The organism is Acidithiobacillus sp. HP-2 (assembly GCF_015100155.1).
Taxonomy (GTDB): Bacteria; Pseudomonadota; Gammaproteobacteria; order Acidithiobacillales; family Acidithiobacillaceae; genus Acidithiobacillus.
Window position 1 is genome coordinate 18,037 of the sequence record NZ_JACKZA010000008.1, and the last position, 16,062, is coordinate 34,098.

16 protein-coding genes and 1 pseudogene are annotated in these 16,062 nt (G+C 53.0%); 2 read left to right on the forward strand and 15 right to left on the reverse strand.

Annotated features, from left to right (window positions below; all coding sequences use genetic code 11):
- Positions 1–123: 123 nt before the first annotated feature.
- A pseudogene (locus H7F11_RS07605) lies at positions 124–1,213 on the reverse strand (IS630 family transposase).
- Positions 1,214–1,258: 45 nt separating this feature from the next.
- Here H7F11_RS07605 and H7F11_RS16720 point away from each other — a divergent pair.
- Complete coding sequence (locus tag H7F11_RS16720) at positions 1,259–1,474, forward strand: DUF6516 family protein (protein WP_278278542.1); 216 nt, start codon at positions 1,259–1,261, stop codon at positions 1,472–1,474.
- A 1-nt stretch (position 1,475) separates the two neighbouring features.
- Entirely contained in the window at positions 1,476–1,841 is a 366-nt protein-coding gene (locus H7F11_RS07610) for an HTH domain-containing protein (protein ID WP_075324173.1), read from the forward strand.
- A 147-nt stretch (positions 1,842–1,988) separates the two neighbouring features.
- Here the strand turns inward: H7F11_RS07610 and H7F11_RS07615 are convergent, their stop codons facing one another.
- The 14 genes from H7F11_RS07615 to H7F11_RS07680 form a co-directional block, all read right to left on the reverse strand.
- A complete protein-coding gene (locus H7F11_RS07615; RefSeq protein WP_193651288.1) occupies positions 1,989–4,172 on the reverse strand; it encodes an FUSC family protein in 2,184 nt (727 codons plus the stop codon).
- Complete coding sequence (locus H7F11_RS07620; protein ID WP_193651287.1) at positions 4,169–5,614, reverse strand: efflux transporter outer membrane subunit; 1,446 nt, start codon at positions 5,612–5,614, stop codon at positions 4,169–4,171. The genes H7F11_RS07615 and H7F11_RS07620 overlap by 4 nt, the downstream gene beginning before the upstream one ends.
- 296 nt (positions 5,615–5,910) lie before the next feature.
- Positions 5,911–8,316, reverse strand: a complete 2,406-nt coding sequence (gene ppsA / locus H7F11_RS07625) for a phosphoenolpyruvate synthase (protein ID WP_193651286.1) — start codon at positions 8,314–8,316, stop codon at positions 5,911–5,913.
- Between the two features lie 125 nt (positions 8,317–8,441).
- The gene (locus H7F11_RS07630) at positions 8,442–8,621 is read right to left on the reverse strand and encodes a hypothetical protein (RefSeq protein WP_158025236.1); all 180 of its coding nucleotides are present in this window, start codon (positions 8,619–8,621) and stop codon (positions 8,442–8,444) included.
- Between the two features lie 231 nt (positions 8,622–8,852).
- Positions 8,853–9,770: a LysR family transcriptional regulator gene (locus H7F11_RS07635; protein ID WP_075324146.1), complete on the reverse strand. Its 918-nt coding sequence runs from the start codon at positions 9,768–9,770 to the stop codon at positions 8,853–8,855.
- Between the two features lie 29 nt (positions 9,771–9,799).
- The gene (locus tag H7F11_RS07640) at positions 9,800–10,378 is read right to left on the reverse strand and encodes an acyloxyacyl hydrolase (RefSeq protein ID WP_075324147.1); all 579 of its coding nucleotides are present in this window, start codon (positions 10,376–10,378) and stop codon (positions 9,800–9,802) included.
- A 141-nt stretch (positions 10,379–10,519) separates the two neighbouring features.
- On the reverse strand, positions 10,520–11,410 hold the full coding sequence (locus H7F11_RS07645) for a LysR family transcriptional regulator (protein ID WP_024895523.1): 891 nt from the start codon (positions 11,408–11,410) through the stop codon (positions 10,520–10,522).
- A gap of 27 nt (positions 11,411–11,437) precedes the next feature.
- Positions 11,438–12,445: a GTP 3',8-cyclase MoaA gene (moaA, locus tag H7F11_RS07650; protein WP_193651285.1), complete on the reverse strand. Its 1,008-nt coding sequence runs from the start codon at positions 12,443–12,445 to the stop codon at positions 11,438–11,440.
- 163 nt (positions 12,446–12,608) lie between these two features.
- Positions 12,609–12,953 (reverse strand): hypothetical protein, encoded by a 345-nt coding sequence (locus tag H7F11_RS07655; protein WP_075324114.1) that lies wholly within the window; start codon positions 12,951–12,953, stop codon positions 12,609–12,611.
- Between the two features lie 34 nt (positions 12,954–12,987).
- On the reverse strand, positions 12,988–13,374 hold the full coding sequence (locus H7F11_RS07660; protein WP_077218535.1) for a DUF202 domain-containing protein: 387 nt from the start codon (positions 13,372–13,374) through the stop codon (positions 12,988–12,990).
- Positions 13,367–13,681, reverse strand: a complete 315-nt coding sequence (locus H7F11_RS07665; RefSeq protein WP_227485344.1) for a DUF202 domain-containing protein — start codon at positions 13,679–13,681, stop codon at positions 13,367–13,369. Before H7F11_RS07665 ends, H7F11_RS07660 begins: the two co-directional genes overlap by 8 nt.
- Before the next feature lie 9 nt (positions 13,682–13,690).
- Positions 13,691–14,392: an NAD-dependent epimerase/dehydratase family protein gene (locus H7F11_RS07670; protein WP_075324115.1), complete on the reverse strand. Its 702-nt coding sequence runs from the start codon at positions 14,390–14,392 to the stop codon at positions 13,691–13,693.
- A 14-nt stretch (positions 14,393–14,406) separates the two neighbouring features.
- A complete protein-coding gene (locus H7F11_RS07675; RefSeq protein WP_075324116.1) occupies positions 14,407–15,348 on the reverse strand; it encodes a dimethyl sulfoxide reductase anchor subunit family protein in 942 nt (313 codons plus the stop codon).
- Between the two features lie 12 nt (positions 15,349–15,360).
- A complete protein-coding gene (locus H7F11_RS07680; RefSeq protein ID WP_065957758.1) occupies positions 15,361–16,053 on the reverse strand; it encodes a 4Fe-4S dicluster domain-containing protein in 693 nt (230 codons plus the stop codon).
- Positions 16,054–16,062 lie beyond the last annotated feature (9 nt).

The following is a 16,062-nucleotide window of genomic DNA, read 5'->3' on the forward strand; positions in this document are numbered from 1 at the left end:
TATTAAATCATAGCTGACAAGAAGCTCGTTGATGAAGTTCATCATATTTCCAGAAAGCGAGGGAATGGGCAGCTGCGCCGGGAAGTGTGGGTGGATGAAAGGGGCGAAGTAACGCGGTACAACCTAGTGTAGTGTTGCATTCTGTTTGCTGCTTAAGTGGCTATTGGCGCGAATGACCTTTTGCAGGATGTCGCGGGCGGTTTTGGTCCAGATGAAGGGTTTGGGATGGGTGTTGTGGTGGTCGATGTACCCCTCAATGGCCTGGATGAGTTCAGGCACACTGGTGAACGCCCCACAACGTAACCGCTGGGTCGTGATATCCCGAAAGAAACGCTCGACCATATTGAGCCAGGATGCCGAAGTGGGCGTGAAGTGCATGTGAATACGCGGGTGCTTGTCGAGCCACGCCTGTACTACCGGGTGTTTATGGGTCGCATAGTTGTCGGCGATCAGATGCAGAGCCTTGTCCCTGGGCGTCTGCCGATCAATTTTCTTCAGGAACTTCAGCCATTCCACATGGGTATGGCGCTGTTGACACTGTCCGATGACCTGACCATCCAGCACGTTGAGTGCGGCAAACAAGGTCGTAGTGCCATTACGTTTGTAGTCGTGGGTCATCGTTTCTGCGCGGCCCTTTTTGAGGGGGAGTCCCGGTTGGGTCCGGTCCAGGGCCTGTACCTGACTTTTTTCATCCACGCAGAGCACCAAGGCATGCTCCGGGGGAGACATATACAACCCCACAATATCTTCCAGCTTTTCCACAAAATGCGGGTCTCGTGACACCTTGAAACCACGCAGCAGATGAGGCTTGAGGCCATGCTTGCGCCAATGCCGCGACACACTGGCGGCACTGACACCCAGTTCTGCCGCCATCCTGCGCGTACTCCAATGCGTCATCGCTTCCGGCTTACTCTGCGTGGTCAATTCTACCAGACGGGCCACATCCATTTTCACCGGAGGGGCGCCGCGCGGTAAATCGCGTTCAATGCCCGACAAGCGGTGTTCCAGATAACGCTTGCGCCAACGTGCGACTTGCAGGCAGGCGATCCACCCCCAGGCGCTCCGCAATTTCCTTGTTCTGCAAGCCCTCTGCCGCCAGCAATATCATCCGTGCCCGTAATGACAAGCGGACACTGCTTAATCGGGAGGAGACTATACGGGACAACTCGGACCGCTCTTCGCTGGTTAAAGTGACTGTGGGCGCAACTCGCAAGGCTCGACTCCATTCATACCCTCAACATGGAGCTATTTTATCATCATTAACCTTAAGGTTCACCAAGAATGCAACACTACACTAGCCTATATCAGTCACGCGATATGCGCCGTGGATAATGGTCGTGTTGTGGGATACGACAACCAGCCCGGATACCACCATCGTCATTATTTGGGGGATATGCACCCGATAGATTTTGTCAGTTTTGAGGAAGTCGAAGCACGTTTTGAAGAGGATTGGATGGCCTTAAGGAGGCAATAAAATGTTACTGCAGGTAGCCAATGAAAAAATGTTCTTTGAACGGGGTAGGAAGATTGCTCGTACAGCGGATGCCAGACAGTCCATTTCCGAAGAAAAGATCATTAGTTTTGAAGGCGCCGCAGACTTGCTGCATTTGCTGACTACGGCCCGGCTTGCACTGATGCAAGTGGTGTTAGAGAGACCACTTTCCATTACAGAGATTTCGGAACGTCTTGGGCGGGATCGTAGTGCTGTGAAGCGGGATATAGATTTATTAGCGGATTCCGGACTGGTTATCGTGGAGGAAAAACCGTTGCCTGGTCACGGACGAAAAAAAGAAGTGAGGCCTGCCGCGCATTCTCTTCGCCTGGAGGCTGTATTAGCGTGACTGGGCATCTTCGTTTTGATCGTTATGTGTAGCGGCTTACAATCCAGATCCCAACGACTGGTCCATTTGTCCACGATCAGATACAGCATGACGCTCAGCCCAAAAACAGGCAAAAGGGTGGGCAGCACAGCACCAAAGAGAACTATTTCAACGGGCATGCTCAGCCTCCTTTTCAATAGAAAGGCGGCGGGAAACACTGGCTATCACATGAACATAAACACGAAACAAGGCATCGGGCGGCAAAATAGGGTGCAAAGTCTTATCAACGTTTTCTGTGGGCAAGCTGGCTGCAGCGTCTATCACCGCACATAACCGTTCCTCATAATTGGCCGACATGGGCATTACATATTTTTGCGGAAACGCATCAAACAGAGGAGTCACATATTGTGCTTCGTAGCGCTGCAAAGGTTGCTCACCTTCCATTTCTGCCTGTGCATGCAGCAAAATACGCAGCTGCAGGATCCCTTCGGCGAGATCGTCAAGGCGCATTGCTTCGTGCAGAATTTTCAGGTCACTCGCCTGATGCGGAGACAAATCTGCGGCCAATAAACGCAAATATTCACGACTTTCCGCTTGGAATTGATTGCGCAAGTTAAACAGTGGAGCTTGGGCTGCGACCCGGACAAGTCCGCGAAAGCGTTTCAGAATACGCTCTCGCTCCCAGCTATTACCTACTGGAAAAATGAGATAAAAAGCAATACCCACTATAAATACGGCCAGCAATTGTGCGATCCCATTATTCAGCAATGCAGTATAGGAAATTTCCTGCCCCTCTCCCGGAATAGCAAACAGGGGGAAAAATATACCAAAGCCCGCCGCTGTTCCTGACCACCGGGTACGCGTCAACAACCACGGAGGGATCAACAAAAAAGGCAACAGCGCAAGGGCCAGCATAGGAAAACCCGATATTCGGGGTAAAAACTCCAGACTGAACAGGAGAGCCGCGAGAAATGCCAAAAGCACACCGAACCCCATCTGCCGCACCGAGGCCAGCGGATTGGGAAAGGTGGAAAATAACGCGCTGAGGACTACGGCAAAAATGACGGCTTCGGGGCCAGAAGGCCACGCCGTGTTTAGCCAGAAAAGCGAAACCACCGCAACAACAACCATGCTGCGCAAGGCTGCACTCAAGGGCTGGGCTATTTCTGTAGGCGGACGGTCAAAAGAGGTGTGCCAATGTTTCCCTTGCACTCTGGCAATCGTCAGTGGTAAGGGAGGGATCGTTTTGATCGTCTCGGGACAAATCAATTGCCCATAACTGACCACATAGCGCCGGAGTTCAGCCAGAAAGCGGGTGAGTAACAGGATCAGACTATCGAGAGCCAGTCGTTGATCATAATTAAGTTCATCTTGCAAAGAGACCCGTAACTCATCTAACTGCTGTTCGGTCCTGTTTTGCAGAACCTGCAGATGGTTTTCTGCCTTAGGAATCTCACTATTCTGAAGTTGCTGTTGTATCTCCTGAAAATCCAGACGTATCGAATCGATCAAATTTTCAGTTTTGATACGCACCGGTGCGAGCGTATCGCGTCGCAATCTGCGAATATGACTGTTGAGTAAATGCAAAGAACCCGAAGCAAACATCATATTGGCAATCATTTCCCGGACACGGATGTTTTTGCTGCGTCCGCGTTTACTTTCAAACAGCGCCCCGGAACGGTAACTGTCCAACTGTAAAGTTTCCTGAATCCCTTCAAGATGCAGGGCAATCCAGTCAGCCCTCGGCACCCCTCCCTGCAGTACGCGCAAGGTATTGCGCAAAAAATGCTGCAGGCGCGTTTGTGCCGTATGCTGCAGCAGATCTTCCAGCGGTTGCGGAAATACAATGGCACTCATGACCGAGGCCACCATGATCCCAAGCATCACATCGCTCAGGCGCGCAACGCCAATATAAAAGGCATGTTCAGGATCCAATGCCGCAGGCAGCCCGACCAGAGCAGCAGTATAGCCAGCCAGCACAAAGGCATAGGCCTGAAAATTACGGAAATAACGCGCCCCGGCAGTGCAAAATCCCACCCAGAGGGCCAAGCCGGCAAGGAATCCCAGTCGTTCATCCGGAAATGTCGCTACCAGCAACAAGGCGACAATACTGCCTGCAATAGTACCAATCGCCCGGTAAAAACTCTTGGCAAGAACCATCCCGTTACGCGACTGCATCACAATAAACACGGTGATTACGACCGTACTGGGAGAGTCCAGCTGGAATCTATAAGCCAACCAAAGACCAATCAGCGCTGCAGCGGCTGTCTTGGCCCAGAAAATCCAGGTTTGCAGATCGTGCTGGTAGAAACTCTGCCAATATTGGCGACTGGCAAGATTCAGGGTACTCATGATGGTGAATGCGGTCCCGTCCAGGTTTTTGGAATCACCCTACCCCCCAGAGCGGCATAGAGTTTGATCAGATTCTGCCGGGCATAAGTATCCAGGCGAATTTGCTGCATCTGATTGTCGATGATAGGCAGTTGCGCCGTCATGACTGGCAGGGCATTACTTAGACCCGCTTGATATCTTTGTTGTTGTAAAGCCGCGCTGCGCGACAAGGCTTGCGCACGCCGCTGTAAGATTTCCCGCTCCTGACTGGCAGACTGCAATTGTCTCAGACTGAAAGCGACTTGCTGCAAAGCCTGTAACAAGCTTTTTTGATATGCGGCGCGAGCCAGCTGATATTTCGCCTGACTGGCATCAAAGTGGCCCCGCAGTCGCCCCCCGGTAAACAATGGCAAACTGATAGCTGGTCCCACACCTGCTTGTAAGGACCCCGGATTCAAAAAAGTAAACAAGCCGCCTGCCGCTGCCAAACCACCCGCAAAAGCCACCAGATTGATATTGGGATAATAGGCATCGCGGGCAATATGCACCGCTGCAGCAGCCGCCTTGATGGTCATCCGCTGGGCGACAATATCCGGCCGCTCGGCAATCCATTCAGCCGGAACAGTGCTGGGTTGCTGCCAATGGGTCTGCAACAGATTGGGCTGATAATGACGCAGCACCAAGGGGAGTTGGACACCCACACCGCACAGTGTCGCCAAGGCCTGACGATTGCTGTCGTACTTGGCCTTTTGTGCGGCTATTTCCTGCTCCAAACCCGCCAGACGGGCGACACTTGCCAGGCTGAGCAAGGAATCACTGAGGCCATGCTGCTGTCTTTCCTCTTCAATTTGTTCAAGCCGCTGCAAGATGTGATGCTCGGCCTGTAAACGCTGCAGAATGGCAGCACTGGCATCTATTGCAAGAAGCTGTTGCAACACGGCATTTTCAAGAATCAACCTGGCAGCGCGCCGTTGCTGTTCGGCTGCCTGCAAGCGCAGGCGCGCCTCCTTGACCTGCTCCTGCTCCTTGCCCCAAAGATCAAGATGAAAAGAAAAATCAAACTTTAACGAATTGTTCCAGGAGGTTTCTCCGGCATAGGGTGGCAAATAAAATTGATTTTTGGTCCAACGGCTTACCCCAATCTGACCGGTGCCCTGGAGTTGTGGTTCGCGCTGCGCTCCCGCTTCGCGCAAGGCAGATAAAGCCAAGGCTATTCTAGCTTTCGCAGCAAGCATGTCCGGATTTTTTTCAAGAGCCAGTTGCATGATGTTTTGCTCTGGCTGATTGAGTAAAGGACGCCACCAGTCCGCAACAGCAGCTACAGACGAGTTTTTTTGTGTCAAGTCACTGCCAAGCTGTAAATCCTGCAATGGGGTAGGTTTTGCCAGATGCGGCATGGGCGGTGCACAGCCAGCCAGCATCAACGCTGGCAGCAAGCAGCCCAGGAAATGCCAGGATTTCAATCATGTTCTCCCGTAGAAGATTTTGGAGATTTGCCGAGACTGGTGGTTTTCAGAACAGTCGATAGATACCGTCTTATCCAGAGCCTTCAATTACAAATAGCCTAAAGTTTCACGGTGGGTGCCGCTCTTTCTAGCCCTTTTACATCCTCTGCGTCTTACACTCCACGAGAAGCAGTTCTCCAAATCACTCTGAATGACCATAGAATAAATTGCCCTCTTCCTCAGATAATGAAAGAAACGCCTAAGTCTATCAGATGGATAATGTCATTTCAGCGGAGTTAACTGCCGAATTAGATTCAATAGATTTCTCGCTTTTCCAGTTCCAGAACATGCAGGGTGGTTTTCAGTACGGAATCCGGGTTGAGGCTCATGGATTCAATGCCAATATCGACCAGAAACTCAGCCATTTCCGGATAGTCTGAAGGCGCCTGACCACAAATTCCAGAGTGGATACCATGCCGTTTACAGCCATCCACAGCGAGGCGAATCATAGTTTTCACCCCTTCGTCGCGCTCGTCGTAGTCAAAGGCGACAATTTCCGAATCCCGATCAACCCCGAGAGTGAGTTGGGTGAGATCATTACTGCCAATGGAGAATCCGTCAAAGCGCTGGGCAAACGCATCAATTAAAAGCACATTGTTGGGGACTTCGCACATGGCATAAATTTTCAGGCCATTTTCGCCGCGCTTCAGGCCAAATTCTGCCATTTGCGCAAGAACGTCGTCGGCTTCCTGCACGCGGCGTACAAAAGGCAGCATCAAAATGACATTATCCAGGCCCATGGTTTCTCGCACTCTTTTCATGGCCAGGCATTCCAGATGAAAACCTTCTTTGTACGCTGGATGTGCATAGCGGGAAGCACCGCGAAAGCCCAGCATGGGGTTGTCTTCTTCGGGTTCGAAGCCGCGACCTCCAAGCAATGAGGCATACTCGTTGCTTTTGAAATCAGACATACGGACCACTACCGGTTTGGGATAAAAAGCGGCAGCCAGGGTGCCGACGCCCTCTGATAGCCGTTCCACAAAAAAATCCTGGGGCTGCGTGTAGCCTTGGGTGAGCTTCGCCAGGGCCAGACGCTCCTGCGGGTCTTTGACCTTTTCCGGGTAGAGCAAAGCCATGGGGTGCGCCTTGATGGTATTGCTGATGATGAATTCCATCCGCGCCAGACCAATACCATCGCTGGGGAGATTAGCCGTCTGGAAAGCAATTTCCGGGTTGCCCAGATTGATCATGATTTTGGTTTTGGGTCGGGGAAGTGCGGCCAGATCGGTATGCTGAACGGTAAATGGCAATTGACCCCCATAAATATTTCCCATATCGCCTTCCGCACAGGAAACTGTGACCGGCTCACCGTCGTGCAGTATTTCGGTGGCTGTTTCTGCGCCGACTACCGCCGGTATCCCCAGTTCACGGGCAATGATGGCAGCGTGGCAGGTTCGTCCGCCGCGATTGGTGATCACCGCCGCTGCATTTTTCATGACCGGCTCCCAATCGGGCGTGGTGGTGTCTGCTACCAGTATTTCACCGGGGCGAAACTCGGCGAGATGTTCAAGACTACGAATAATCCGGACGGGTCCGGTAGCAATTTTACTGCCTACGGCCCGACCGCTGCCAAGACGTTTTCCGTGTTCACCCAGAATATACTCCTCCAGAATTTGTCCCTTCTTTTGCGAGGCAACGGTTTCCGGTCGGGCCTGCACCATGTAAATAGCCCCATCCAGTCCGTCTTTTGCCCACTCCATGTCCATGGGTCGGCTTTCGCCCATTTTCTGGCTGTAGTGATTTTCAATTTTGATGGCGTAATCGGCGAGAATGAATATATCCTCATCCTTCAAACAAAAGCGTTCCTGTTCATCGAGATGTGTCGGTACATTGCGGGTCCCATGGCGGGTGTCTCCCTCGGTATAAATCATCTTGATTTTTTTGCTGCCGAGAACCCTGCGCAAAACTGCCTTTTTTCCCTTCTGGAAGGCGGGTTTGAAGACATAATATTCATCGGGATTGACGGTTCCCTGGACAACATTTTCACCCAGACCCCAGGATGCCGTAATAAAGACGGCATCTCTAAAACCAGTTTCAGTGTCCAGTGAAAACATGACGCCGCTGGTGGCGAGATCGGAGCGCACCATTTTCATGATGACAATCGATAGGGCCACCTTGAAATGATCAAAGCCCTGATCAACGCGATAATGAATGGCCCGGTCGGTAAACAGGCTGGCAAAGCAGCGACGACAGGCATCCAGCAAAGCGGCCTCACCGGAAATGTTCAGATAAGTATCCTGCTGACCAGCGAAACTGGCCGTTGGCAGGTCTTCTGCGGTGGCAGAAGAACGCACGGCCAAAGACAGCGTATCTCCGTATTCCTGACGTAATTGGGCGTAAGCGGCCAAAATTTCGGTTTGCAAATCTTCGGGAAGGGGCGCGCTGTAGACAATTTCCCGAGCCTTGGCACCCCGTTTGGCCAGATCGCGAACATTATCGGGGTCGAGGCCGTCCAGTGCCTCATGCAGCTTTGACCAGGCACCGGCCTGATCCAGCAGATAGTGATAGGCGTCGCCGGTAATGGCAAAGCCGTTGGGTACTTTCACTCCCTGCGGCGTGAGTTGGTGATACATCTCTCCCAGAGAAGCGTTTTTACCACCGACCAAGGGCACATCTTCTATGCGAATTTCATTAAAAAAACGTATGTATTTCGCAGTCATAAGATTTTCTCCAGATAAATCAGAGTAAACACTCTGAATAAAAGATAGTCAAAGTACACAGTACGGACAGGCTGATCGCTGCCATTAGAGTTAACTGCTGTATGGTAACAGATAACAGAGCAGCATTATTTCCCGAGCTTTTCAGGGATGCAGAATGATCTTCCAAGATATGCCTGAAAGAAGATGCCTGGTGGCATCAAAACCACGAAAAACCCTTGCGCGGCAAAGCGGGAAAGACGATCCATGATGACTTCCGAACCGGGAATGTGGCACCGATTACCCATCTCGGCTTCATGAAAGTCCACTTGCGGCCCCACTGGGGGAGCATAACCATAGGTATGATATGCATTTCCTGAAGATCCTAAAAATAGTAAAAAACTATTCACCATTTAGCATCGTTTAAAAGAGCTTTTTTTGATCATACCGATTCCCATCGCTAAAAAACGGTCAAAATTTAGATGGCAAGATCTATTTCTTCTGCAAACTAGAGTCAGACTTTTCGCTTGAAGTAATGGAGAATAATATATTGATTATTATCATAGCATTTTATTATCGAACCAGAGCAAAGATTGCCGGAGTACATCCAGGAATACCCGGGTACTGTGACTGCTTTCCTTGCGATACAAAACAGAGAGGTGGTGTGGAATTCGGGGCACCGTTTTCAAAGTCACCAGACCTGGCCGCAGATCACCACCATCACTGAGCGCAGAAACAAAACTGACCCCTAATCCGCAACGCACGGCAGCCCGGATAGCCGCAAGACCGCTGAGCTCATAACGAATTTCCGGGTGAACACCTGCCGCTTTCAAGGCCTGTAAAGCCTGTTCACGAATGCCTGAACCTTCTTCCCGCCACACCAACACCTCTGTTTCTAATGACAGCAGAGGCACGAGTTTTGGGGCTAACTGAAGCCAGCGTGGCGTTTCGGGAGCCAGCAGGATAATAGTGCTGTCCACCAGAATTTCTTCTTTCCATCCGGAACCTCTGGATAATGCCGGGCTGTCTTCCACGAACACCAGATCAGCCTGATCGCGCATTTCCCGGGCCGCCCGGCTATTGGTCGCCACCAGACGCAGGAATACACCCGGATAATGCTGCCGGAATCGCGCGATCACCTGCGGGAGGAGCGTTTCAGCGTTGCTATGACTGGCAAGAATCGACAAAGAACCCCGCAGCAGGTCTTTTCTGTCCCGGCAAAGGACGCGAGCACTTTCCAGCGCGCTTTCAATTTGCTCGGAGATACGCAATAAAGCCATGCCAGTGCTGGTCGGCGTAATGCCCTGCGGATTGCGTTGATAGAGCGGCTCGCCAACAACGTCCTGTAATTGCCGGAGTCGCTGGGAAACGGCAGGCTGGGTCATGAAGAGCGCTTGCGCTGCCGCATGCAGATTCTTGTGGCGCGCAGCCTGCGCCCAGACCAGTAATAACGCGGGATCCAATCGTTCATGCAACATCACCCGTTCCTCCTACGCACCAGGAGCAATCAACCCCCCTGCTGGTGTTCTCCCCAAGAAATCGGCATGGAGTAATTCAGGAGGATTTCATCCTCACCCGGGTCCTGTTTTTTGATAAAGGCGTTGGAAATATGCGCAATTTTCAGGCCGAAACGGGATTGATTGGCAAACTGATAGTCCAGGCTGAGTTCCAGGCGAAACTGGAAGGTCCCATACAGCTGCTTCCCACGGCCCTGATGGTATCCCCCCATCGCCAGTACCGGGGTCAGTACCCAGTGATGCCAGGCAATATCCGTGTAAAACCCGGTATAACCCATGAAACCGCCATCGGTGTTGGCAACTATCCCGTAAACAGATCCTATCCCAAATAACTTGGCGCCGGATTGGTATTCCAGATCCATTTCCGGAAGCGTCGCGTTATTTTTGCCGACACCGGGACTGACCCCTGCCGCATTAAACGCACCGAGCCCCATATTGAAGTACGCAGGACCACCCTGAATGACCCGTATTCCCGCATTCTCAGCCTGGGCCTGAGCAGGCAGTGCGATGAACCCGCCCAGCACCATACCCGTTACCATTCCTTTACAAACACCTTGCCAATCTTTCATGAATACTCCTTCGTAATCTTAGTTGCCACCGACATCGCGCCCTGACAAATGAAACCCTCTCCACAGCCCCGTGCATGAACGCACTTGTTGCTTGAAGAAACGAGTCCTACAACAGGAGCGGCCGTCGGAATCCGGGTGCTTTCAATGCTCAAATACCGATAACCGGATAACTTCCAGAAAGGACGCCACCAAATGCCCGTAATGCGTGCGATGCAACACACTTAATGTATGGGGAATACTGGGAACCACCGGAATGAGGCGCACACCGACCAGCTGCTCTGGCGACAGTAATGTCGAGGAGAAACCGATACCAATCCCGTTTCTGACAGCGCTGCGCACCGCCGCCAATCCGCTGAATTCATAATGGATATACGGATAGATTCCCGCTTGTCGAAAGGCGTGGATCACATCCTCCCGGATTCCGGAACCCTCCTCACGCCAGATCAACTTTTCCGATGCCAGATCTTCAAGGGGGATGGCGGTCAACGCCGCCAGCGGATGGGAGACCGGAACCAGTGCCGAAATCTCGGTTTCTATCAAGGTCGTCCGTGTCCACTCAACCGGCTCCCGCACCAGGTCTTCTGCGCTTTCAATCAACAGCAGATCCACCTCATCGCGGTGGAGCCAGGCCTGTTGACTGTTCATGGTCGCGGTTCGCACATTGACTGCGGGATACTTCCGGCAGTATTCGCCCACCAAGAGGGGTAACAGATACTCGGCATTCGTGTGACTGGCAGATAAGCGTAAGGTCCCGCGCAACAAATCTTTGGTTTTGTCACGTACGGCCTGGGCTTCCTGCAGGACCGCTTCCATATTCTCCCCTGTCCTCTGGAGAATCCGGCCTATCTCGGTGGGTTCAATACCCCGGGCCGTCCGGTGGTACAGGGGTTCTCCCAACCAGTCTTGCAGCCGTTTGAGCTGGTGGGAGATGGCTGGCTGACTCAAAAACAGGCTCTTGCCTGCGGCCTGCAGATTTCTCAGCTGCGCTACACGCGCCCAAACCAGCAACAACGATGGATCTATTTTTTGCATAAAACGGTATAACCACGCACTGGGACGTTATCCACCCACCCGCATCATAAAAACCGGTGCGGAGCGATCGGGCACGTCCTCAAAATAATGGCGTTCCGGCTTGTCATGCCAGACACCCTGCTGAATCTTCTGCGCAATGTGCCGGTCCGCAAGGCCTCCCCGTAATACCTCACGCAGTTCGAGCCCGGCTTCCTGCCCAAGACAATAGAGTAATCGTCCCGCAGCGTTCACGCGCACCCGATTACAGGCCGCGCAAAAATTGTGACTCCAGGGCGTAATGAATCCTACCCGCGATGCAAAGCCCGGTACGCGATAGAGACTCGCCGGACCGTCCGTGGGGGAATCCTGCACGGGCAGTAGCGGACCAAATACGGTTTCTATCAGCGCCTTCGCCTTTTGGGCGGAATAAAAATCACGCTGATAAAGCGTGCTGCCAGCAGAACCCAGGGGCATCAACTCAATGAAACGGATGTCCAGGTCCCCGACCAGGGCAAACTCTGCAAGACGCAGCAAATCTTCGCGGGTGCTGGACTGATGCAGGACGACATTGAGCGCAATTTGCGGCACGCCTATTTGCCTGGCCACCTCGATCCCTTCCAACACGGCATCCAAATCTCCCCCCCGGGTAATGGCCGAGAAGCGTTCCTTGTTGAGGGAGTCCAGGCTGATATTCACTTTACTGAGTCCTGCACGCAGCAAGGTGGCACCCTTCCGGGCAAAGAGAACACCATTGGTGCTGACGCTTCTTTTCGCCACACCCGCCGCTTTGGCTTCGGCAATGAGCTCCGGCAACGCCGGAAACAACAAGGGTTCTCCCCCGGTAAATCGGATATGGGAAACACCCAGCCCGGCAAAAATACGGATGAGCCGTTTATATTCGTTTGCCGTCAGCTGTTCCGGTTTCGGAAACCAGGGTGCCCCGCTTTCCGGCGTACAATACTGGCATCGGAAATTACAGTGGTCGGTCACCGAAATACGCACATAGCGAATGCTTCGTTGCCAGGAATCCTCCAGTGTCTGGGGCTTATCCTGCATGGGTCAGCCCCTCCCGATATCCCGCATCTGCAGACACTTTTTCAGGAATGGACTGCACCTGGATGTTCATACCAGCAGCCGGTCTTGTCGTGATCCACGCTCCTGTGCACAGATAACTGGCAGGTTCTTTTAATCCTTTCACTATGTGCCTTCTACCGTCGTTTTACGCACGTGGATGCATTTGCGCATCGACTTCCGCCGCCACCTGGGCAATGCTCCGGGCCAGGCACGCTTCGGATTCCGTCAATTCCCACTCGCGTTCACTCTCCACAGACACAGGGTGCTCTGCGCAGGAGCCTGATAAACTTTGTGGGGTCTGGCTTTGATATAAAAAGGTCGCATAATCCAGCACCTGATCGTTATCGATAACTTTTACCGCCGCATCCAGGGTGACGGAATCGCATCCGCACAGCTGCTCTGACACGGCCAGGAAAGCCGCATCCAAGGCACTGTGTAAACGCAACGCCAAGGCCCGTTGTATGGCTTGCTGAGGATCAATTTTCTTCATTGTCTTCTCCTGTTCAAGATGTATCTCATTCAGACTATCTCTCGACCCGCGTCAGCGCCGAAGGTTTGAAATTTTCCGAGGCCAGCAGAAACTGCCGGTAATGTTGTCGGACCGACATGAACCGATACAGCGCATAGCCACCGGTGAACCCGGAAATCAGGATAAACAGGGCACCAATGGCGATGACCCATGAATATCCAAAGAACCGAATCAACACCAGTCCCGAGATATTAAAATCCAGCGTCGTCCGTAAAAAGGAATAGAAAGTCCGGCGATTCGCCGCCGCTGTCCGGTCCAACGCGAGCCAATCCCTTAACACCAGCTTACTTTTCGGATAGCGATGAAAATGATGACGATGCGCATCCAGAAACCGGAAATGCCAGCGCTTTGCAGAGGCAGCACGGAGCGGCCCTTTAATCATGCGCATCCCATTTGGCACAGCGCTCTATGCGATCCAAATCCCGACGATGCTGGCGGATGCGCATGAACTGCAGCACCCCCGTCACCAACAGAATAAACGCCACCATAAACCCCAAATAAAGCAGCGTGTCCCAAACGTGCCCTCTGAAAACCGCCAGAAAGACAATCGTCGCAATCACCAGCGTCGTGAAAGTCTTTATGTAGTCCATGAAGGTGCGTGTCCCGGCAAAAAGCGTTCGATCCATCGCTAACCAGTCCCGAAGAATCATTTCTTTTCGGGAATAATCATCATAGGGGAGTCGCCGCAAAATGCCCCCTTACGCGTAGATCTTGCCGGGATAGATGGTGACCCGCGCCTTGTCCGTCCAGGCCTCCTGAATCTTGCCGATACTCTCGGGATCGTCCAGCGTTTCGATGATAATTCGTGCCCAGTGATCCAGATCGGCACTGCGCAGCTTGGGCAGCCGAAGAACGGTCGATGCGAGCCTGGAACCCCATCCAAACTTGGGGCCATTGAGATAGGTGAAGTGGCCCTGGGCGGCACTGTCCTCGCTCGCTTCGCGGACAATGATTTCCCCCAGGCCTTTGCTGCGCAGACGCGCATTGGAGGACAAGGGACTGGCTCCATAACAACTGACGTGAACGATCCGGCACCCGCCGATTTTCACCGCACTGTGGATCATGCGCCGGGGAATTTCGATATGCACTTCCTCAAAGTCCCCCCGCCTGGCGGGCGGCAGATCGATGCGGCTACGTCGCTCCTCACGATGAATACTCACCAGATTGATGACCGCATCCGCCTGCGACAGCAGGGTGTCCAGCGTACTGGTATCATATTCCCTGATCTGATGGACATGGACGTTGTTGAGGGCCGCGAATGCGGGTTTCAGTGCCCCGGCTTTCCGCGTGCTCACCAGTACCCGACGTTCTTTTTGTGCCAGCTGCTGGACCAGCTTCTGCCCGAGAAAACCGCTCCCGCCCATGACCAGCACATCATAGGGTCTCACTTCCTGTGTCATCTGCGTAAGCTCCTTCAACATTGCTGCCGACCGTGATAGAGGTTCACGACATGCTGCGCCTCAATAAAGAACAGCCAGCGCTCGACACCAAATCCGGTCAACACCAATAAAGCCGCCAGGACCGCGAGGGCAGCCACCTGCCCCCAGAGCGCGATGGCCAGCAAAGCCAGCGGCAGGATGATGGCAATGAGATACATCAGTATCTTGATGCTTTTGGCTTTGGCAGGCGGAAGCTGATGTCCAAATTCTTCCGTCAGGAAGGTACCAAAAGTGTGTCCCTGATCCAGAATCCGCACGGAAAAACGATTGAAACCGGTGGCCGTGCGAATGGTCGGTCCGCCAGGGCGACTGATCCAGAAGTAATAAATCCCCTTGAGCACGCCCGTAGCCACGAGCAGGGCCGCTGCAATGCCGATCAGTGCGGGGTCCGGCTGGCCCGTCGTGAGCTGCTGAATCGCCGCTAACCAGGTGGCCCCTATGGCCAGTCCCATCGCGTAAAAGTTGGCGGGAACCAGTGGTGTATTCCATTGCCGCATCGTCCGGAGCACCGCATAAATCATGCCCTGACAGAAAATCGTGATCAGACCGATAATCGCCGCCAGATTCGCGAGAATCAATCCGATAGCGTCGTGGGTGCCGCCCGTGAAAAAGACCCAGACCAGGTATAAAAAAGCAAAGGGATAGTACATCACCGCGAAAACGCCCTCGCGCGCCAGCCACGAGGTTCTCCATCGAGTAAACGCTCTCCAGGCATTTTTCGGATTCGCCAGATGCGCAGTGGATGACAGCAGCCCGATGGAAACAAAAGCCATGGAAATAATCAGTGCTATCATGGTCTGCAGTGGATTGAGTCCACCGTCAATCTGGAAATCATTGACCAGCGCCGTCAGGGCCATGAGGCCAAAACCACCCCCTGAAAAAAGGGTCAGAAAGATTACTGCTAATGCGGGATGCATACGGCTTCTCCTTTACCGGGTAACGGCCTGATGAATCCAGTCTTTGACCTGACGGATTCCCCGTTTTTTGAGATTCTCTGTGGGAATGGGCCGGGTTGGACGGGGCGGCAGATACTTGTTACTCGGCTGATAATTCAGCTCCGGCATCAGCTCATACCCACCTCTTTCCCGGACAGCGCGACTGACTGGACTCTCCGGATCATCAAAATCACCAAACATGCGTGCGTGGGCCGGACAGGTCAAAACACAGGCCGGTTGTCGCTCTTCTTCCGGAATTTCCATGTCATAGATGCGATCCACGCAAAGCGTGCATTTCTTCATGGTTCCGGAGGCCCTATCCAGTTCCCGGGCTCCGTAAGGACAGGCCCAGGAGCAGTAATTGCAGCCCATGCATTTATTTTGATCCACCAGGACAATCCCGTCTTCCGCTCTTTTATAGGAGGCGCCGGTCGGACAAACCGTCACACACTCCGCATTTTCACAATGCATGCAGGACATGGGAAAATTGATGGTTTTGTTGTGCGGATAATCCCCCAGCTCAAAATGCCGTATGCGGTTGAACCACACCCCGGAAGGTTCCGCGCCATAGGGATGATAGTCGGTCAAAGCGCCCGTGGTCCCACTGGTGTTCCATTCTTTACAGGCAACCGCGCAGGCATGGCAACCTACGCATGTGTCCAAATCGATAACCAATCCAAGTCTCATCCGATGCCT